Source organism: Pseudomonas gorinensis (genome assembly GCF_042015035.1).
GTDB classification, from domain to species: domain Bacteria; phylum Pseudomonadota; class Gammaproteobacteria; order Pseudomonadales; family Pseudomonadaceae; genus Aquipseudomonas; species Aquipseudomonas gorinensis.
Window position 1 is genome coordinate 2,637,824 of record NZ_CP167125.1, and the last position, 20,244, is coordinate 2,658,067.

The 20,244-nt window shown below is 60.8% G+C and carries 15 protein-coding genes; 3 read left to right on the plus strand and 12 right to left on the minus strand.

Annotated elements, in window-relative coordinates:
• Positions 1 to 21: 21 nt before the first annotated feature.
• Both AB7933_RS12220 and AB7933_RS12225 read right to left on the minus strand, forming a co-directional pair.
• Entirely contained in the window at positions 22 to 4,818 is a 4,797-nt protein-coding gene (locus AB7933_RS12220; protein ID WP_375156345.1) for an RHS repeat-associated core domain-containing protein, read from the minus strand.
• A gap of 226 nt (positions 4,819 to 5,044) precedes the next feature.
• Positions 5,045 to 5,659, minus strand: coding sequence for a LysE family translocator (locus AB7933_RS12225; protein WP_024074498.1), 615 nt, complete (start codon positions 5,657 to 5,659; stop codon positions 5,045 to 5,047).
• A gap of 144 nt (positions 5,660 to 5,803) precedes the next feature.
• Between AB7933_RS12225 and AB7933_RS12230 the strand changes: the two genes are divergently transcribed.
• A complete protein-coding gene (locus AB7933_RS12230) occupies positions 5,804 to 6,889 on the plus strand; it encodes a DUF1615 domain-containing protein (protein ID WP_024074499.1) in 1,086 nt (361 codons plus the stop codon).
• A gap of 130 nt (positions 6,890 to 7,019) precedes the next feature.
• On the opposite strand, the gene AB7933_RS12235 is transcribed toward AB7933_RS12230, so the two are convergent.
• Positions 7,020 to 7,886, minus strand: a complete 867-nt coding sequence (locus AB7933_RS12235) for a DUF4349 domain-containing protein (protein ID WP_024074500.1) — start codon at positions 7,884 to 7,886, stop codon at positions 7,020 to 7,022.
• Positions 7,887 to 8,043: 157 nt separating this feature from the next.
• On the opposite strand from AB7933_RS12235, the gene AB7933_RS12240 reads away from it, so the two are divergent.
• Positions 8,044 to 8,466 carry a PaaI family thioesterase gene (locus AB7933_RS12240; RefSeq protein ID WP_024074501.1) on the plus strand — a complete coding sequence of 141 codons (423 nt, stop codon included), beginning with the start codon at positions 8,044 to 8,046 and terminating at the stop codon, positions 8,464 to 8,466.
• A 182-nt stretch (positions 8,467 to 8,648) separates the two neighbouring features.
• Here the strand turns inward: AB7933_RS12240 and AB7933_RS12245 are convergent, their stop codons facing one another.
• From AB7933_RS12245 to AB7933_RS12255, 3 genes are read right to left on the minus strand one after another with little or no spacing between them, the layout of a single operon-like run.
• Positions 8,649 to 9,830 carry an acetyl-CoA C-acetyltransferase gene (locus AB7933_RS12245; protein WP_024074502.1) on the minus strand — a complete coding sequence of 394 codons (1,182 nt, stop codon included), beginning with the start codon at positions 9,828 to 9,830 and terminating at the stop codon, positions 8,649 to 8,651.
• Between the two features lie 11 nt (positions 9,831 to 9,841).
• Positions 9,842 to 10,501 carry a CoA transferase subunit B gene (locus AB7933_RS12250; protein ID WP_024074503.1) on the minus strand — a complete coding sequence of 220 codons (660 nt, stop codon included), beginning with the start codon at positions 10,499 to 10,501 and terminating at the stop codon, positions 9,842 to 9,844.
• A gap of 31 nt (positions 10,502 to 10,532) precedes the next feature.
• On the minus strand, positions 10,533 to 11,231 hold the full coding sequence (locus AB7933_RS12255) for a CoA transferase subunit A (protein ID WP_010566044.1): 699 nt from the start codon (positions 11,229 to 11,231) through the stop codon (positions 10,533 to 10,535).
• A 132-nt stretch (positions 11,232 to 11,363) separates the two neighbouring features.
• Here AB7933_RS12255 and AB7933_RS12260 point away from each other — a divergent pair, with 132 nt between their 5' ends.
• Positions 11,364 to 12,263: a LysR family transcriptional regulator gene (locus AB7933_RS12260; protein ID WP_024074504.1), complete on the plus strand. Its 900-nt coding sequence runs from the start codon at positions 11,364 to 11,366 to the stop codon at positions 12,261 to 12,263.
• 100 nt (positions 12,264 to 12,363) lie between these two features.
• On the opposite strand, the gene AB7933_RS12265 is transcribed toward AB7933_RS12260, so the two are convergent.
• The 6 genes from AB7933_RS12265 to AB7933_RS12290 form a co-directional block, all read right to left on the minus strand.
• The gene (locus tag AB7933_RS12265; RefSeq protein WP_024074505.1) at positions 12,364 to 12,693 is read right to left on the minus strand and encodes a hypothetical protein; all 330 of its coding nucleotides are present in this window, start codon (positions 12,691 to 12,693) and stop codon (positions 12,364 to 12,366) included.
• Positions 12,694 to 13,252: 559 nt separating this feature from the next.
• Positions 13,253 to 14,101: an NAD-dependent protein deacetylase gene (locus tag AB7933_RS12270; protein ID WP_024074506.1), complete on the minus strand. Its 849-nt coding sequence runs from the start codon at positions 14,099 to 14,101 to the stop codon at positions 13,253 to 13,255.
• 8 nt (positions 14,102 to 14,109) lie between these two features.
• On the minus strand, positions 14,110 to 14,550 hold the full coding sequence (locus AB7933_RS12275; protein ID WP_024074507.1) for a CBS domain-containing protein: 441 nt from the start codon (positions 14,548 to 14,550) through the stop codon (positions 14,110 to 14,112).
• Between the two features lie 129 nt (positions 14,551 to 14,679).
• Positions 14,680 to 16,629 carry a DNA topoisomerase III gene (locus tag AB7933_RS12280; protein WP_024074508.1) on the minus strand — a complete coding sequence of 650 codons (1,950 nt, stop codon included), beginning with the start codon at positions 16,627 to 16,629 and terminating at the stop codon, positions 14,680 to 14,682.
• A 162-nt stretch (positions 16,630 to 16,791) separates the two neighbouring features.
• A complete protein-coding gene (locus tag AB7933_RS12285) occupies positions 16,792 to 18,414 on the minus strand; it encodes an MFS transporter (RefSeq protein WP_024074509.1) in 1,623 nt (540 codons plus the stop codon).
• A 115-nt stretch (positions 18,415 to 18,529) separates the two neighbouring features.
• Positions 18,530 to 20,200 (minus strand): GMC family oxidoreductase, encoded by a 1,671-nt coding sequence (locus AB7933_RS12290; protein ID WP_024074510.1) that lies wholly within the window; start codon positions 20,198 to 20,200, stop codon positions 18,530 to 18,532.
• Positions 20,201 to 20,244 lie beyond the last annotated feature (44 nt).

Below are 20,244 nucleotides of genomic sequence, written 5' to 3' on the forward strand. Positions count from 1 at the left end.
GGGCACTTCAGCATCGTCTGCTCACTTAGGGAATGCGGTAAATGGTCGAGTTGGATTGTTTCTATCAAATCTGACCTCTGCTCTGTCCATGTTTTCAATGTACTTAGGATCGTTTACGTCTCGGCGGTTAGGTTTGTAGCCGCGTCCGGCTCCGGGTAGCTCGACTATAACCACGGGGTTACCTCCTCCATCAAGACCTGTAGGAAATGGTGAATTGCCTTGCATCCTGCCCATGGCTTTATTTATAGCGTGAAGCTGCATTCCCCAGGTTTTAAATTGGGAGCTGGAATTGATAGTTTCTCTTTTTCCAGTGGTTGGACTTGTTCCATCAATAGATCGTTGCTTTAAAGCGTTGTCTGGTATCTCCGGGCCATGCTTTTCAACCGAGTGCATATCGTATTTCTGTTCCCAACCCAGTACTTTTTGTTTTGCATTTGCCTCTTTCAGTTCATCTATTCTCGCCTGTCGTTGAGTGCGCGTCAGTTGAGGTAGAGCTGGCGCGCCTTCATTAACGCTAGACTTCGGAAGGATAGGAGGAGCGCCAGGCTTGCATTCGTCACCAGGGCAGGTGCTTAAACCTAGTGGATCCACCCACCCCGTAGGATTGGGCACATACTGGTACCCATTGATCCCACCCGCCAACTTCACCGGATCCGGTGTCAGGTAACGACCAACATCCGGATTGTAGTAGCGATGGCGGTTGTAGTGCAGCCCGCTTTCCTGATCGAAGTACTGGCCCTGGAAACGCAGTGGGTTGTCGACTGTTCCGATGTCGAGCCGGGTGATTTCGCCGTAGGCGCGGTAGTGCGCGGACCAGACGATTTCGCCCTCGGGATTGGTGAGTTCCTGCGGTGTGCCGAGGTGGTCGAGTTGGTAGTGGTAGGGCTTCGTTTCTTTTGGGCCGAAGCCTTCCAATAGCGCCAGTGGGCGAAAGCTGTCCGGTTCGTAGAGGTAGCTGCGATGCTTTTCGGCGTGGTGTTCGGCGATGAGCTTGTCGCCTTGCCAGAAAAACTCGGTGGTGATGTTGTCGACGGTTTTGCTGATTCGTCGCCCAAACGGATCGTAGCGATAGCTCGCGGTTTGGCCGTCGGGCTGGGTAATGCCGATCAGCCGATGCTGGCAGTCGTAGCGATACTCGGTGACGAGTTGATGGTCTTTGCCGCGGCGTTCGCGGATCAGGTTGCCGAAGGCGTCGTAGTCGTAGTGGCGGTCGCCCTGGATCATCAGGCGGTTGCCGGCGACGATGTCGGGGCCGGGGCGGTCTTGCATGAGCAGGTTGCCGGCCGGGTCGTGGGCGAAGCGTTCGTGCGGGTCTTGCGTGTGGTCGGCGCGGGTGAGGCGGGCGAGGGGGTCGTAGTGGTAGTGGTAGTGGTGTTCGCCTTTGCGGCTGTCGACTAAACGGGTGAGGTTGCCGCTTTTGTCGTAGTCGTAGTGGCGTTGGTAGAGGGGGGTGTCCTGCTGCGCGACGGTGTGGGCGTGCAGGCGGTGTTGTTCGTCGTAGTGGTAGTGGCTGAGGAGCTGGCCCTGTTGGCGTTGGCTTTCGCGGCCGGCGTTGAACAGATGGGAAGTGAGCATTTCTCCATTCAATTCAACCGTGGCGAGGTGGCCACCTTTGTCGTGGTTGAAGGTGAGGCGGTTGTTATCGGGTAAACGCAGGTGTTTCAGCTGACCGCACGCGTCGTAGCCATAGCGCAAGGTGCCCCAGCCTTGGTGTTCGGCGGTGAGACGGTTTTGGCTATCGTATTCGTAGGCTAACGCCCAGTGACCGTCGTCGACGCTGAGGAGGTTGCCTTGGCGGTCGTAGGTATATTCAACAAGGTTACCGTCGGGGAGGGTTTTTCGTACAAGGCGTCCGGCGTGGTCTCGCTCATAACGAGTAACGAGCTGACTGCCATCGTCGCCGTGTTCGGTCTTTTCCTGCAGGTTGCCGTTGAGGTCGTAGGCGTAAGCGGTACGCTGCCCATCAAACCCGACTTCCTGCTGGATCAGGCCGTTGGGGTGGTAGTCGAGCCGGTAGGTCTCGCCAACCTCGTTTTCGATCTCGGTCAGCAGTAACCGGGCGTTGTCGTAGCGGTAGTGGACCTGGGTGCCATCGGCATTGATACGGCGGCTGATCAGGTGCAGGCCGTCGGCGTATTCGTAGCGGGTGACTCGTCCGAGTTCATCGCGTTCGGCGGTGATTTTTCCGTAGGGGTTGTAGCTGTATTCGCGCGTGGCGCCGTCCGCTTGGGTTAGCCTGACTAAGCGCCCGGCGGCATCCCATTGATACTGGATCAGCGCGCCATGCTCATCCTCGCGGGCAATCTGTCGACCCAAGTCGTCATAGCGATAGCGCCGCACACCGCCATTGGGCCGCGTCTGCTCCAGCAGTTGCCCGCGCTCATTCCACACCAGCCGCTGGCAGCTGTGATCCGGGTACCAAACCCCAACCAGTTGTCCGTATTGGTCGTAGCTGTAGTCGGTGACATGGCCGTCGGGATCGGTCTTACGCGTAATGTCGCCTTGGTCATTACGCTCGTACTTCCAGACCGCCAGACCCCGCCTTACAACCCGTACGAAGCCATTGTCATGCTCGTAGGACGTCGGCTCGTCATCCCCCGGAAACAGCGCGACCAAGCGCCCGGCTTCATCGTACTGATACGCCGTCACCGCCCCCAACGGGTCCTGCTCGACCGTCAGCCGACCTTTGTCATCGTAGGATTTGAAGTGCTGCGCACCGTCCGGATCAATCCGCTGCACCAGCCGCGCCCGGTGGTCATGGACATACACTTCCTGACTGCCATCGGCGTTGTGCACCGTGACGCGCCCGTCGTCACTCCACACATAGCGCGTGTCCATCTGCGAAAAGCTGGCCCAATGCCGGACACATCGCGCCGCCTTGCCAGACCGTTCCCACGCCCAGAAGAAACTCGCCCCACCGGCCAAGCCACGCTCAAGAATCACGTGCTGCTCGTCGTACCGATACGCCTCGCTTTCGCCGACGGCATTGGTCGCCGAGACCAGCCGTCCAGCGTCGTCATAGGCGTAGGCAACAACGTGCTGCTCCGTCACCCAGACGTAGGGTTCATGCCCCTTGGCGCGCTGAACCTGGTAGTCCACCGCCACAATGCGGCCCCGTTCATAGCGCAAAAACAGCGACCGGCCCGCGCCGTTATCCAACCGCTCAATGCGCCCCAATACGTCGCGGAAAATTCGCAGGCGGTTGTCATACGCGTCACTGATCGAGACCAATACACCGTCGCGAAAGTGATAAAACCGCGCCGCCTGGGCCAGCACCAGTTCATCCGGCGAAGCGCCCAGATAGATCGCCGCTTCAGCCAGGCTGTTGGTGATCGCGGGGCGAGCCGCGGTGGGCAGCGGGAGCTCAGTCGTGCGGTTTTCATGGTCAATCCAGACGACCGAATCGCCCACCACGGAAAGCCTGTGCGCCAGCGCGTGACTCCAGCCAAACCCCAACCCGCAATCCACTTCCACCGCACTGGTGCGGTACAACCGGGTCCACTCGAACGGCAAGATCCCGTCCAGCGTGCCATCGGTGAGGGTGAGCAGCTCCTCGCCGGTAACCATCGACACCGGGCAGCCGTTGGTTACGGTTTTATCCGAAGACGCGGCAGCATCCCCCGCAGGGTTTTTCCCCGAAACAGGCGCATCATCCACGTGCTCTTGCCGGACCAATACCGTTTGCTGGCTCTTGTTTCGAACTGCCGGCACCGAGTTTGAAACCAGGTTCTCACCCGCCTTCAGCGGTGCAACAGGTACAGACTTCGAGATCATCGAGCCGCCGAGCAACAACGGTTTCGCCGCTGCCACATGGGGCTCCAACGTCGGTCCTGCAACCTGCTTGGCGAGCAACTGCAGCAGCTCCCGCGCCCGTCCGGACTTGACCTGGCTCAGCACCTGGGAGCCCAGGCGCACCGCAACCCCCATCCCGGCCGTCACCCGAATCAGCAGCAGGTTGATCAGCACCTCACCGGTGATCTCGCCCCACAGTTCATGCATTTGCGGGGGCGGCAGCAGGCGCATCCAACTGACCATCGCCGACACATAGATGAACAGCAGCGGCTCATCGCTGAGCATCAGCAGGCCATGGGCGATCTTGTCGTTGCCCAGCTTCAACAGCTCATCGAGCTCGGCCTGGGAGAGGTATTGCAGCAGCTTTTCGCTGTTGGGCTTGATGTCTTTCAGCAGCTCATACAGCTGCGTAATGTTGTCCCACAGGCTGTAGAGCGCTTTGCCGATACCACTTAGGAACGCAGTCTCCAGCAGCCTGCGCCGGTCCAGTGGGCTGGCGTCCGTATAGCCTTGCCACTGAGCTTGGAAAGCGCCGGCCCACTCTTCACGCAGGCGCGCTTCCAGCTCGGCGATCACCGACTGATAAGACGCATACAGCGCCTTGACGTGATCCTTGGAAACGTTGGGATAGAAGGTGATTTGGTACTGCTGGTTGCGATCGCACTCGGTGATTTCGAGGATGCCGCTCGCGCCGATGGTTTTGTGGATCGGTTCACCCAGCGGGCCGCCGTTTGGATCAACGCGTTGCAGCACCACCGGTGTATTGCCGATGGGGACGAAGCGCGTGCTCTGGAACATATGCACCAGCGTCAGCGTGCCATCGGCCCGGCATGTGGCGACGGTGCTGCTCGGATAGAGGGAACGGGTCGTCGGTGCGACCAGCGCCACCTCATCCCCTACCTTGAATACCTGCTCGACATCGAGTGCCGAAAAGCTCCAGAAGCTCGCCGCCCAGGTGTCAAAGGTGTTGAGGCATTCACGAAAGTCGCGGAAGACGCCTTCAACGTCGACCGTCTTCACGTCCATTGGGGTCAGGACTAACCTGCCAATGGCCGGGTTCAAGCGGCAGCCCCCGCCATCGGGGCCTCAATAAAAAACGCCATCTGCAATCCCTCGCACTGTGTATTCAGGCGAGGGACTTTGCAGATGTTCTCAGGGAAGGGGAGTAGAGGTTATCCGGCGATTGGGTGGGACGTTTCGTCTTCTTTCGGCCCAGCTCGAAAGGGCTTGGCGGCCCGGCGAATGTAAGCTTTCAACGCTGCGCAAATGCCAGGTTCAGCCCCAACCCCGCAAACGCCGCCGCAAAACTGCGCCGCAACCAGTTCTGCACCCGTGGCGACTCGACCACCGTACGGCGGAACCCGTTGGCCAGCAGGCCATAGACCACAAACACCGCAAAGGTCATCGCCATGAACACGCCGCTCAGCACCAGCATTTGCAGGGCGGGCGCGGTGCTGCCTGGGGTGACGAACTGGGGCAGGAAGGCCAGGAAGAAAATGGTCAGCTTGGGGTTGAGAATATTCAGCAGGAAACCGCGGACCATCAAACTGTGTGCAGTCGCGACCGTTGGCGCGTCGTTCATGGCGAAGGCCGAGCGATCCCGCCAGGTGGCATACGCCAGGTACAACAGGTAGGCGACGCCGGCGTACTTCAACGCTTCGAAGGCCAGCGCACTGGTGTGCAGCAGCGCGGACAGGCCAAGCACCGACGCCAGCAAGTGGGGAAGGATGCCCGCCGTGCAGCCCAGGGCGGCGAAGACGCTGGCGCGCTTGCCGGCCGTGAGGCCTGTGGACACGGTGAAGATCACGCCGGTGCCGGGAATCAGCACGACAATCAGGCAGGTGACGAAAAAGTTCAGGCTAAGCATGGCATTCAAACTCCGTGTAGGAATGGTCGTTGATAGATCCTGTCACGTTCGGCCTGGGAGGGCGAGAGGGGCGATTGGCGAACCCGCGTTAGACTTACCGGTCGAACCCCGCAATGCCTGACCATTGTCTTTCAAGGAAGCCCCATGTCCGTACGCTGCCTGATCCTGTGCCTCACCCCCTTGCTGGTGCTGGCCGGCTGCTCTACATTGCGGGCCCCGCAACAGCCGGAGCGCAGCGAGGCTGAGGTGAAAGCGCAGATCGTGCGACTGCTGCCCTCAACGGTGGCGGACCGGAATGGGTGGGCCCAAGACATTTACACGGCCTTCGACACCCAGAATATCTACCCCAGTACTGAAAATATCTGCGCTGTGTTGGCGGTGACCGAGCAAGAGTCCACCTACCAGGTCGACCCGGCAGTACCCGGCATGGGCAAGATCGCCCAGGATGAAATCCTGCGCCGTGCCGGTAAGGTCCATGTGCCGGCATTTGTCGTACGCAGTGCGCTGCAATTGCGTTCACCCACCGGCAAGTCCTACGCCGATCGCTTGAACGCCGCGCGCACGGAGAAAGACCTCAGCGGTATTTTCGACGATTTCATCAGCATGGTGCCTTTGGGCAACACGCTGTTTGGCGGTTTCAACCCAGTGCACACTGCTGGGCCCATGCAGGTCAGCATCGATTTTGCGCAAAAACACGCGCGGGGTTATCCCTACACGGTGGAGGGGACGATTCGCCGCGAGGTCTTTACCCGGCGTGGCGGCCTGTATTTCGGTATCGCCCATTTACTGGGGTATCCGGTGAGCTACGAGCAGCCGCTGTACCGCTTCGCCGACTTCAATGCGGGTTGGTACGCCAGCCGTAATGCGGCGTTCCAGGCTGCTGTCAGCCGTGTCTCGGGTAAAGAACTGGCGCTGGATGGCGACCTGATCAACTACGGTTCCTTGTTGCCCGGCACCACCGAACTGGCGGTGCGCTCATTGGGCGCGAAGCTGGACATGCGCAACCCCAGCATCCGTAGCCAACTGGAGCAGGGTGAGCAGCTGGATTTTGAAGAAACAACCCTCTACACACGGGTGTTTGCCCTGGCCGACAAAGCTGCTGGCAAGCCGCTGCCCCGGGCGATCCTGCCGGGCATTGTGCTCAAGAGCCCGAAGATCACCCGTAACCTGACCACGGCGTGGTTTGCCAAGCGCGTGGATGAGCGGTATCAGCGTTGTATGAAGCGCTGACACCGAATCACTGTGGCGAGCGGGCTTGCTCTGGCCAGTAGGCTTGCTCTGGTCAGTAGGCTTGTCGTGGCGAGCGGGCTTGCCCCGCGTCGGGCTGCGAAGCAGCCCCAATAAAGCAGAATGCGGTGTATCAGGTATCTTTTGGCTCCTGATTCCGGGGCTGCTTCGCGGCCCGACGCGGGGCAAGCCCGCTCGCCACAGCAAGCCTGTGCGACACAACGAATCTGCGCCATAGCCACACCCACAACCACACCACCGGAAACGCCAGGATCACGAACGGCAGCACGTAGCTGGCGCGCTCCAGGGCGTCTGCGGTGCCGTCCACCAGGTTCGTGCCCAGGTTGCTGAACATCCGGCTGAAGCGTGACGCTTGATTCGCGCCGTCGGAGGAGCGGAAGTTCAGCGTTACGCGGTTGGTATCGAGGCGATGTTGCTGGCCGGCAGCGACCTGGGCCAATGCCTGCAACTCGTTTTCGATGCCCGCTTGCTCCTTGCTCAAGGCGATCAGGTCGCTGACGGTGATGTCTTTGCGCTTGGCCAGTTCGTCGAGGCGTTGCTGCTGGGCTTGCAGCCGATCCTGGCGACGGCGCACATCGGCGACCGCATCGGCCAGGTCTTCGGCGCGAGTGATGCGCTGCCCGAGTTTGCCGCCTTCGGCAGCCAGGGTGACCATCGGTTCCACGCCGCCAGGCGCGATGCGCAGGATGATCTCGCCGCCATTACCGTCTTCGGTGATGCCGAGGATATTGCAGGCGCCAAACCGCGCGGACTCGCAGGCTTCGCGAGTGGCCTGCATGCGTGGTGCGAGCAAGGCGCCAGGCAGGGCCAGGGTCAACTCATGTTCATAGGCCAGTTGCGCGCCGGCCCGGCCTTGTTCGCCGCTGATCACCGTGGCGCGGGAGTGGTCCTTGGGCGAACAGCCGGCCAGGGCGAGGCCGGCGAACAAGATCATCAGAGGCATGCGGAGCGGGTGGGAGTTGCCGTCCAGGTGGCGCATTGCGATTCCTTGAGGTGTGCAGGAGACATTGGCGGCGATTAAAGCGGGTCTGGCCAATTAACGCAAAGCATCCCAGGGGATTTGCAGCGCTGATGGTGATGGCCGTCGTTTCGGACCCGGCGTACACCTCAAGCCTTATTCCAGGGACGTACTCGCCATGATCGCTCACGCTGTGCCCGAAGGTTTTGTCTCGCTGCCCCGAAGCAGTCCGCTTCTTGACTTGTTGGGCCCGGCGTATTGCCGGGGAGAGGGCCTGCAACTGGAGATCGGCTTGCGTGCCGACAACCGTCACGCCAATGGACGCGGCACGGTGCATGGCGGGGTGTTGGCGACGCTGGCGGATATCGGCATGGGGTATGCCATGGCGTTTTCCAGTGAGCCGCCGTTGCCGTTGATTACGGCAAGCATGACGGTTGATTACCTGGGAGCGGTGCAGGTGGGGGAGTGGATTACCGTGCGCTTGGAGCATCACAAGCGGGGGCGGCAGATGGCGTTTGCCACCGTGGGTTTGCGGGTGGGGGAGAAGGTAGTCGCACGGGCTAATGCGGTGTTTGCCGTGCCTCAATCTGACAGGCAATGAAGAGCTGATGTGGGAGGGGGCTTGCCCCCGATGAGGGTGGGTCAGTTAATACATCTGTAGCTGACCCGCTTCTATCGGGAGCAAGCCCCCTTCCACAGTAGGACTGTGTTTTTTCAGGGAAGCCGCGTAAAGAAAAGGCCTGGCTTTTCGTGGAGCCGGGCCTTTTCAGTGTTGCTCTTTTATCAGCTGCGTTCGAGTGCCAGGGCCACGCCTTGGCCGCCACCGATGCACAGCGTCGCCAGGCCTTTCTTGGCGTCGCGCTTGATCATTTCATGCAGCAGGGTCACCAGTACGCGGCAGCCTGAAGCACCGATCGGGTGGCCGATGGCGATGGCGCCGCCGTTGACGTTGACCTTGTCGGCGTCCCATTCCAGCTCTTTGCCCACCGCCAGGGATTGTGCGGCGAAGGCCTCGTTGGCTTCGATCAGGTCCAGGTCGCCCAGTTTCCAGCCGGCCTTGTCCAGGCAACGACGGGTCGCCGAGACCGGGCCGATGCCCATGATTGCCGGGTCGACGCCAGCATTGGCGTAGCTGGCGATACGGGCCAGCACCGGCAGGCCCAGGGCCTTGGCTTTGTCCGCGCTCATCAGCAGCACCGCAGCAGCGCCGTCGTTGAGGCTGGAGGCGTTGCCGGCGGTGACACTGCCGTCTTTCTTGAACGCCGGCTTGAGCTTGGCCAGGGATTCGGCGGTGGTGCCGGCGCGCGGCTGTTCATCCACTGCAAAGGCAATCGGGTCGCCCTTGCGCTGGGGAATCAGGATCGGCGTGATCTCATCGGCAAAGCGCCCGGCTTCAATGGCGGCCGCGGCTTTTTGCTGGGACGCGGCGGCGAAGGCGTCCTGGGCTTCACGGCTGATACCGTATTTGTCCACCAGGTTTTCGGCGGTGATGCCCATGTGGTAGTCATTGAACGCATCCCACAAGCCATCGGTGATCATGCTGTCGATCATCTTGGCGTGGCCCATGCGCAAGCCGGTGCGCGCAGCAGGCAACACGTAGGGAGCAAGGCTCATGTTCTCCATGCCGCCAGCGATGATCACCTCGGCGTCCCCGCAGCGGATGGCCTGGGCGCCCAGGTGCAGGGCCTTGAGGCCCGAACCGCAGACCTTGTTCAGGGTCAGGGCGGGTACGGCATGGGGCAGGCCGGCCAGGATCGAGGCCTGGCGCGCCGGGTTCTGGCCTGAGCCGGCGGTGAGCACCTGGCCGAGGATCACTTCATCGACTTCGGCCGGGTCCAGGCCGGTCTGCTCCAGCAGGCGACGGATCACGGCAGCGCCCAGTTCCGGTGCCGGGATGCTGGCCAGCGAACCTTGAAAGCTGCCCACGGCGGTGCGGGTGGCAGCGACAATCACGACGTCTTGCATGGAATCAGTCCTCACTGGAAGTGCATTTCTGGAACGTTGTCCGGGACGATCAGTTTACCGGCGGTCTTGCTCACAATCTCTTCAACGCTGACGCCAGGTGCGCGTTCCTTGAGGACAAAAGCGCCATTTTCGATTTCCAGGTAGGCCAGGTCCGTCAGTACACGCTTGATGCAGTTCGCACCGGTCAGCGGCAGGCTGCATTGGCTGAGCAGCTTGGACTCACCGTCCTTGGACGCGTGGGTCATGATCACGATGATGTTTTCTGCGCCGGCCACCAGGTCCATGGCGCCGCCCATGCCTTTGACCAGCTTGCCGGGGATCATCCACGAGGCGATGTTGCCGTGGACGTCGACTTCAAACGCACCCAGCACGGTCAGGTCGACGTGGCCGCCGCGAATCATTGCAAAGGACTCGGCGGAGGAGAAGATCGAGGCGCCGATACGCGCGGTCACGGTTTGCTTGCCGGCGTTGATCATGTCGGCATCAATGGTTTCTTCGGTGGGAAACGGGCCCATGCCAAGCAGGCCGTTTTCCGATTGCAGCATCACTTCCATGCCTTCGGGGATGTAGTTGGCCACCAGGGTCGGAATGCCGATGCCGAGGTTGACGTAAAAACCATCCTGCATTTCGCGGGCGACGCGTTGAGCCATTTGTTCGCGGGTGAGAGCCATGGTGACTTCCTCTTATTGTTCTGGACGTGGATTATTTGCGGACGGTGCGCTGTTCGATGCGCTTCTCGAAGGTGCCGCAGATGATCCGGTCGACGTAGATGCCAGGGGTGTGGATCTGCGACGGTTCCAGCTCGCCCGGTTCAACGATTTCCTCGACTTCGACCACCGTGATCTTGCCGGCGGTGGCGGCCAGCGGGTTGAAGTTCTGGGCCGTGTGGCGGTAGATGACGTTGCCGAAGTGGTCGGCTTTCCATCCCTTGACGATGGCAAAATCACCGGTGATGGACTCTTCCATCAGGTAGGGGCGGCCATTGAATTCACGGGTTTCCTTGCCTTCGGCGACGGGCGTGCCGACACCGGTGGCAGTGAAGAACGCTGGGATGCCAGCACCGCCTGCGCGCATTTTTTCCGCCAGGGTGCCTTGGGGAGTCAGCACCACTTCGATTTCGCCGCTGAGCAATTGCTTCTCGAACAGCGCGTTTTCACCGACGTAGGAGGCGATCACTTTGCGGATCTGCTTTTCTTCCAGCAGCACGCCCAGGCCGAAACCGTCGACACCGCAGTTATTGGAAACCACGGTCAGGTCGCGGGTGCCTTTGCGCTTGATTTCGGCGATGAGGTTTTCCGGAATGCCGCACAGGCCAAAACCACCCGCGAGCACGGTCATGCCGTCTTCCAGGCCTGCCAGCGCTTCTTCATAGGACGCCACGCGTTTATCGAAACCTGCCATATGCACCTCTTTTATTGTTTGTGGTCCAGCCATTGAACGAAGTGTTGCGCCGACGGATTGATTTGTTAAGTTGTTTTTTAAGGTTGATTGATTTAAAAAACAGCATAGTCGAGCCGTCTACGGAGTAGCCTCATGACAGTTAAACAGATGCGTGCCTTTCTTGCCGTGGCCCAGAGCCTGAGTTTTGCCGCTGCCTGCGAACGCCTGCACCTCTCCCAATCGGCCTTGAGCCTGACCATCAAGGGCCTGGAAGAAGGGCTGGGCGGGCGCTTGTTCAGCCGTAATACACGCAATGTCGCGCTGACACCCGAGGGCGAATCCCTGCTGCCCCTGGCACGCCGGCTGATGGCTGACTGGGACAATGCCGAGGACGAACTGCGCCAGTTGTTCACCCTGCAGCGGGGGCGGGTAACGGTGGCCGCGATGCCGTCGTTCGCCGGTAACCTGTTGCCGCCGATCCTGAAGATATTCCGCGCACGTTACCCCCAGGTGAATGTGACGGTACACGACCTGATCAACGAACAGGTGCTGGAAATGGTGCGCGACCGCCAGGTGGAGCTGGGCGTGGCGTTTGAGCCGGCGGAAGGCTCGTCACTGCTCTTTACCCCGCTGTACCTGGACCGCTTCATTGCCGTGGTGCCTGGCGATTCACCGCTGGCGCAGTACGCCGAGATCGATTGGCAAACCCTGCTGGAGCAACCGTTTATTACCTTGCAGCGGCCCTCTACGGTACGGGTGATGCTCGAAGAACACCTGGGCGCTTTAAAACGCAAGCTACCGGTGGCATTGGAGAGCCACCAATTGGCAACCGTGGGCAAGATGGTTGCCAGCGGCTTGGGCGTCAGCGCGGTACCGGCGTTATGTGCGCAGCAGATGCGGGAGGCGGGAGCCCATTGCATTACCTTGACCGACCCGGTGATAGAGCGGCCGATTGGGGTGTTGACCAAGCCGGGGTATGAACTGTCAGCCGCCGCGCAGGCGTTGTTTGACATCTTTCGCGATGAGGCGGGGAAGGGCCGGTTCCCGCTGTGACGCTTGCGTCAGCGCCGGTTTATATGAATAAAAAATAATCGTGCGCATAAAAAAGTCCGCTCGGCTAACCGGGCGGACTTAATGTTGTAATGATTTTTTATCAGCAGTATTTATCAATCACTTTAACTTGCGATTGGCCCTTGATGTTCTGCCATTCGGTATTAAGTGTATGGAACACTTGCTCGATAAAGTTACGATCGGCAGCCGCTTTTTTACCGACATAACCCTGGCCGCGGCGGTACATCCGCAGGCGCGCCGCCAGTTCACGGTTATTGCGGTCGAACTCCGCTTCTTCGGTGTGGGGCGCCAGGCAGTCAATTTTGACTTCGCCCGATTTGCCAATCCACAGGATATGGTCGTCGAGTTTGTCTTTCTGCGCTGCGAACATCTCAGCCAATTCATCGATAGTTGGTTGGTTGTTCAGATTCATGTGTAAGCCCCTTGACCAGTTGGCGATCTATCAATTGATTCGTTGATACATATTTAAGTTGTCTCCGGTTCCGAAAACCGGGCGTCAGCGACTGTCTGCCGAATACGGGCAGGGTCTTGAACCTGATGCATGTAGTCTTGCTGATGAACTGCTACGCAATGGTTTCATAACGAAGACAAGCAGCGTTTGAGCTCCTTGTACCGATCCTTTCGGGCCGGTCAGCTTCATCAATCTGCCTTGTGGGCAGTGCACATCCGGAAAAAACAGCTCGGCGGTCAGACGAGCTTGTTCAAAACGCTTGTTGCCAACGCTCCCGATCCGGGAGACGTCTAGATCATGCAAGGACAAAAAGGTTACGTCAACGCTTATGTAGTGATTATTTTTGATCACTACATAAATCGCCGTGGGGACGGGAGGATGCAGGAGAAGGTGACTTGGGCGTCATTTTTTGTGCTGATTAGTCGCCGGCGCCAAGTGGCCATTCAGCGCTTGACCCTGGTGGGAGGGGGTAACTCGAATCGTCGCACCGCCCCCTTCGACGGGTTGATCTGTGGTGTCTTTAGGCTCCCAGCCGCTCGGCCAGCAAAGGCAACAACCGCTCACAAGAGGCTTCGATTTTCACCTGCAAGAGCTCATCGCCTCGGGTCTTGCCCAGGTTAATGGCGATCACCGGCTTGCCCTGTTCGACCATCGCCTTGCACAGGCGAAATGCCGAATAGGCCATCAGCGAAGAGCCTACCACCAGCAAGCCCTCGGCCTGCGCCACTGCGGCCATCGCCCTGGCCGCCGTGGCCGGCGCGACGTTCTCGCCAAAAAACACCACATCCGGCTTCAGTCGTTCGCCATCGCAATGGGGGCAGCGGGGTACCTGGAACTGCTCTTCGAAGGTCGGGTCAAGCAAGGTGTCGCCATCAGGCGCCTGGACGGCATGCACCTGCGCCAGGTAGGGATTGGCGATTTCCATTTGCCGCTGAACGCCATCGCGGGGGCTGCGTAGCTGGCAATCCAGGCACAGTACTCGATGCAGGCTGCCATGCAGTTCGATGACATCGTGGCTACCGGCCTGATCATGCAGGGTGTCGACGTTTTGCGTGATCAGGCCACTGATGCGCTGGCGTTGCTGCAGGGTCGCCAGCGCGCGGTGGGCGTTGTTCGGTTGGGCGATACGTACTCGCGGCCAACCCAGCATTGCCCGCGCCCAGTAACGGCGTCGCGCTTGCGGTGTGGCCAGGAACTCCTGGTACATCATCGGCGCCTTGCCCCGGCGTACGCCTTCGCTGTCACGGTAATCGGGTATCCCCGACGACGTACTGATCCCTGCACCGGTCAACACCAGAAAGCGCCGTTCGGCCAGGGCCCGGTGCAGGGTGTCGAGGTGATCCTCTTGATGTTCCAGCGTGTCGAGCATGGGGTCCCCTATTCGCCGCGGATGTATTGCTCCAGCTGTTTGATCAGGTCGGCCTGGTCGGCAATGGCTTCTTTTACCAAGTCACCGATGGAGAGCAGGCCCAGCAGTTTGCCGTCTTCGACCACCGGCAGGTGGCGCAGGTGACTGTCGGTCATGATGTTCATGCACTCATCGACCTTTTTATGGGTGTCGACGGTGATCACCGGAGAGCTCATCACCTCATGGACCTTTGTAGTGACCGACGACAGACCCTTGAGCATGATTTTGCGCGCGTAATCACGTTCGCTGATGATGCCTACCACCACGCCATCCTTAACGACCGGCAAGGCCCCGACGTTTTTCTCCGACATCCGGACCAGTGCTTCAAACACGGTGTGGTCGTGTTTGATGACATGGACTTCCTGGTTTTTCTGGTCCTTGGCTTTGAGCACTTGTGCAACGGTTTTCATGGCGACCACTCCGGTTTTTTTTAGTTAGTCTGGCTCCCCCTACAGAATCCTAGACGGCCCGCGCGGCGGCAAGGTCCAAAGCGGCGTTAAACCCGTCGAAAAACGTCATTCGCCGGTTTTTTTTACCTTTCATCCCGCATTCGCCGGCTTTTTGCCGCGCTTGGGGCTGCCGGCGGTCTTGCGGGGTGCGGCCTTGCGCTTCTTTTTCCACGGTGCGGCGCCTCGGCCCGCCGGGCTGGCCGGCCCCATGATGGTCATGCGCATGCCGTTGCAGCGCGCCACCTGCTTGCTCATCCAGGCCGCCTGTTTGGCGACGAATTCTTCCAGGCTCATCTCGCCGCTTTGCACCATGTCCAACGCCTGCTCCCAGATCGCGGTGGTGCCGGGGTCGGCGATGGCGCGGGGTACCGCGTCGATCAGGCTGAAGGCTGCCGGGGTTGCCGACAAGGCCTTGCCGTTCTTCACCAGGTAACCCCGGTCGAGCAACCCTTGGATAATGCCGGCGCGGGTGGCCTCGGTGCCGATGCCGGTGGTGTCCTTGAGTTTTTGCTTGAGCAGTGGGTCTTCCACCAGTTTCGCGACGTTTTTCATCGCCTTGATCAGGTCGCCTTCGGTGAAGGGTTTGGGCGGTTGGGTCCACAGGTCCTTCAGGTTGACCTTGGCCACTGCGTATTCCTGGCCTTGCACCAGTGTTGGCAAGGCCTGGGGGGCCGGGGCTTCGCGCCCCTTGGCCGGTGCGAGGGCTTCGGGCAAGGCCCGTTTCCACCCCGCTTCGATCACGACTTTGCCCACCGCGCGTAACGCCTGGCCCGCGCAGTCGAAATCCGCCTGGGTGCGATCGTATTCGTGGTTGGGCAGAAACTGCGCCAGGAAGCGCGCGCGAATAAGGGTGTAGACCGCGCGGTGCTTGCCGGTGAGTTGGCCAACGTCCTTGCCGGCCCCGGTGGGAATGATGCCGTGGTGGGCGCTGACCTTGGCATCATTCCAGGCTCGTGAGCGGCGCTGGGGGTCGATATGCGGCATCAACTCGTTCACTGCCGCATCCGCGCGGCCCAGCGCGGCGAGAATCTTCGGCGCTTCGCTGTGCTGGCTCAATGGCAGGTAGCCGCAGTCACTGCGCGGGTAGGTGATGACCTTGTAGGTTTCGTAGAGGGATTGGGCGATATCCAGGGTTTCCTGGGCGCCGAGCCCGAGCTTCTTCGAGCAGATTTCCTGCAGGGTGCCCAGGTCGAAGGGCAGGGGGGCCACTTCGCGCATGCGTTCGGTGCGCAACTTCACCAACTGTGCGCGGGCGGCCTGGGTCATGGCGTCGGCGGCGTCCCGGGCGAGTTGCGGGTTGAGGCAGCGGCCCTGGTCGTCACAGGCGTCCTCGGCGGCGCGCCATTGGGCGGTGAACGTCATGTGCTCATGACGCAGGTCGACATCGATCGCCCAGTACGCCACCGGCACGAAGTCGGCGATGCTGCGGTCGCGGTCCACCACCAGGCGCAACGTCGGGGTTTGCACGCGCCCCACTGGCAGCACGCCTTGGTAGCCGGATTGACGGCCGAGCAAGGTAAACAGGCGGCTCATGTTCATGCCGATCAGCCAGTCGGCGCGGGAGCGGCCCAACGCCGAGTGATACAGGCTGAAGGTCTCGGCACCGGGCTTGAGTGCGGCCAGGGCCTTGCGAATGGAGGCGTCGTCCAGCGCCGACAACCATAGCCGCTGGATCGGCCCGCGATAACGGCAATGTTCCACCAGCTCCCGGGCGATCATTTCGCCTTCACGGTCGGCGTCGGTGGCGATCACCAGTTCCTGGGCTTCCCCCAGCAGGCGCTTGACCGCCTTGAATTGGCTGGCGGTCTTGGGCTTGACCCGCATTTTCCATGTTTGCGGGACGATCGGCAGATCGGCGAGCACCCAGCGTTTGTACTTGGCGTCGTAGGCGTCGGGCGGGGCGGTTTCCAGCAGGTGGCCGATGCACCAGGTGACGGTGACTCCGCTGCCCAGCCAGCAACCGTCGCCACGGCGACTGGCGCCGAGCACGGCCGCGATATCCTTGGCCTGGGAGGGTTTTTCACAGAGGAACAGCCGCATGGTCAGCCCATTCGATACAGAGTTGAATGGGGAGCAGGATGGGCAAAAGACGGGAAATGATCAACCTTTATCTGGATGGATATACAGCTATTTGTGTGGCGCTGGAAAAAATGTGGGAGGGGCAGCCTCCCACAGGGGATCTCCTGTGTTCAGAAGATCGGTTTAGTTGTTATCGATATCCACATGCCGCGTTTCCTTGAGGCAGAACATCCCCACGATCAGGCTAACGCCAGTCACCGCTACCGGGTACCACAGGCCATAGAAGATATCGCCGGTGTACACCACCAGGGCAAACGACACGGTTGGCAGGAACCCACCAAACCAGCCGTTACCGATGTGGTAAGGCAGGGACATCGAGGTGTAGCGGATGCGCGTCGGGAACAGTTCCACCATCAGTGCCGCCAGCGGGCCGTAGCACATGGCTGCGATCAGGATCAGCGCGACGATCAGCACCACCACCATCACCTTGTTGACCTGGGCCACATCCGCCGAAGTCGGATAACCCGCCAGCGCCACCGCGCCACGCAGGGCGGCTTCGTCAAAACCATCGATACGCACTTCACCCACGCTCACTTGCACCGGGCTGCCGGCCGGGGCGGCGGCGCTGCTGTAGGGCAGGCCTTGCTTGACCAGGAAGGTCTTGACCTTGTCGCAGGGGCTGTCGAAACGCGCCTTGCCTACCGGGTCGAACTGGAAGGTGCAGGTGGCCGGGTCGGCCAGTACGGTGATTGGCGCCTGGTGGCTGGCCTGGTCCATCGCCGGGTTGGTGTAGTGCGCCAGGCTCTTGAAGATCGGGAAGTACAACGCGGTGGCCAGCAGCAGGCCGAGCATCAGCACCGGCTTGCGTCCAACCTTGTCCGAGAGCCAGCCAAAGAAGATAAAGAACGGCGCCCCGATCACGACGCTGATGATCAACAGCATGTTGGCCAGGGCCGGGTCCATCTTCAGGAACTGCGTGAGGAAGAACAGCACATAAAACTGCGCCGCGTAGAAGGTCACCGCTTGCCCGCCGTTGATGCTGAACAGCGCAATCAGCACCACCTTGAGGTTTTCCCATTTGCCGAAGGACTCACGGATCGGCGCCTTGCTCGCCTTGCCTTCCTCTTTCATCTTCAGGAAGGCGGGTGACTCATGCAGGCTCATGCGGATCCAGGTGGAAATGCCCAGCAGTACGATGGAAAACAGGAACGGAATGCGCCAGCCCCAGACTTCGAACTGGTCACCGGTGAAGTAACGGCATGCCAGCACCACCAGCAGCGAGAGCAGCAGGCCGAGGGTGGCAGTGGATTGAATCCAGCTGGTGTGGAGACCGCGTTTGCCGACCGGCGCATGTTCGGCGACATAGGTGGCCGCACCGCCATATTCACCACCCAGCGCCAGGCCTTGCAGCATGCGCAGCACGATCAGGATGATCGGCGCCGCGATGCCGATGCTGGCGTAAGTGGGCAACAGCCCGACGCAAAAGGTCGCGACGCCCATCAGGATGATGGTGACGAGAAAGGTGTATTTGCGTCCGATCATGTCGCCCAGGCGACCGAATACCAGGGCGCCGAACGGTCGTACGACAAAGCCGGCAGCAAAGGCCATCAGGGCAAAGATAAACGCCGTGGTGTCGTTGACCCCGGCAAAGAACTGTTTGCTGATCACCGCCGCCAGGGCGCCGTAGAGGAAGAAGTCATACCACTCGAACACCGTCCCCAGGGACGAGGCGAAAATGACTTTCCTTGATTCGCTGGCGGTACTCGGGCTGACCGCCGAGCCCAGGACTTGAGCATGTTCTGACATCGGGTATCCCTCACAGTGATTATTTATTGTTGTTCCACTGTCGGCGCCAACCTCGGCGCCGGTCTGTTTTCCGTTCCTCAGCAGGAGCGGACTTGCTCGCGAAAATCGTCAACGATTACGCGGGAAACCTGGCTGAACGTGGCGCCTTTGCATTTTTCTCGAGTTGGCTGCTGGCTCCTGCAGTATTCGGTGAAAGGATCAACTGCGCGGCTTTCTCGGCGATCATCAGCGTCGGTGAACAGGTATTGCCGGATGTAATGCGCGGCATGATCGAGGCATCGGCGATGCGCAGGCCGGGCACGCCATGCACGCGCAGTTGCGCGTCGACCACCGCGTCCTTGTCATCGCCCATGCGGCAGGTGCCCACGGGATGGAAGATAGTCGTTCCGATGCGCGCGGCGGCTTCGTGCAGTTGCTCTTCGGTTTGCAACGCATCGCCGGGCAGGTACTCCACGGGTTTGAACTGGCTGAGAGCCGGCGCCGCCACAATGCGCCGGGTCAGGCGAATGGCATCGGCAGCGACGCGCAAGTCTTCCGGATGGCTGAGGTAATTGGGCTGGATCAGCGGTGCATCCGCCGGGTTGGCTGAGCGAATATCGATGCGGCCACGGCTGTGCGGGCGCAGGTCGCAGACCGACGCGGTAAAGGCGGGGAAGGCATGCAGCGGCTCGCCAAAACGCTCCAGGGACAGCGGCTGTACATGGTATTCAAGGTTGGCCGAAGTCTGTTCCGGGCCGGAGCGGGCAAACGCACCGAGCTGGCTGGGCGCCATCGACAGCGGGCCGCTGCGGTCATACAGGTAGCGCAGGCCCATGCCCATCTTGCCCCACACGGTGCCGGCGATCTGGTTCAAGGTGCGGGCGTTTTCCAGCTTGTAGATCAGCCGCAGTTGCAAGTGGTCTTGCAGGTTGCCGCCGACACCCGGCAGTTCATGCACCACGTCAATGCCCAGCGGCTTGAGCACATGGGCGGGGCCGATTCCCGAGCGTTGCAGGATACCCGGCGAACCGACGGAGCCGGCGCATAGCACGATCTCCTTGCGGGCTTCCCAACTGACCTGCTGGCCGTGCTGGCGCCCGAGTACCTTGGAGGCGCGGCCGTTCTCCAGCAGCACACGGTCGACCTCCACCTCGGTCAGCACGGTCAGGTTAGGCCGTTGGCGGATCGGCTTGAGAAATGCCTTGGCCGCATTCCAGCGTACCCCGGCCTTCTGATTGACCTGAAAGTAGCCGCAGCCTTTGTTATCGCCTTGGTTGAAGTCGCTGATGTTGGCAATGCCGCTCTGCGCCGCGGCGTCGCGAAACGCATCCAGGATCGGCCACGACAATCGTTGTTGTTCTACCCGCCATTCGCCGCCATCGCTGTGGAATTCCGAGCCGCCGGCAAAATGGTTTTCGCTCTGCTTGAACAGCGGCAGCACGTCTTTCCAGGCCCAGCCGGCGTTGCCTGCCGCCGCCCAGCCGTCATAGTCCTGGGCCTGGCCGCGCATGTAGATCATGCCGTTGATGGAGGAACAGCCCCCCAGCACCTTGCCGCGTGGATAACTCAGGGCGCGGCCTTGCAGGCCCTCCTGGGCTTCGGTCTTGAAGCACCAGTCGGTGCGCGGGTTACCGATACAGAACAGGTAGCCGACGGGGATATGGATCCAGGGGTAATTGTCGCGACCACCGGCTTCGAGCAGCAGCACGCGGTGGGCGGGGTTGGCGGACAGTCGATTGGCCAGCAGGCAACCCGCGGGGCCGGCGCCTACTACCACGTAATCGTATTGCGCAGCTGCAATGGGCATCTGAGGTCTCGCTTGTTTTTCTTATTGGCTCCATCCTAGTTGTT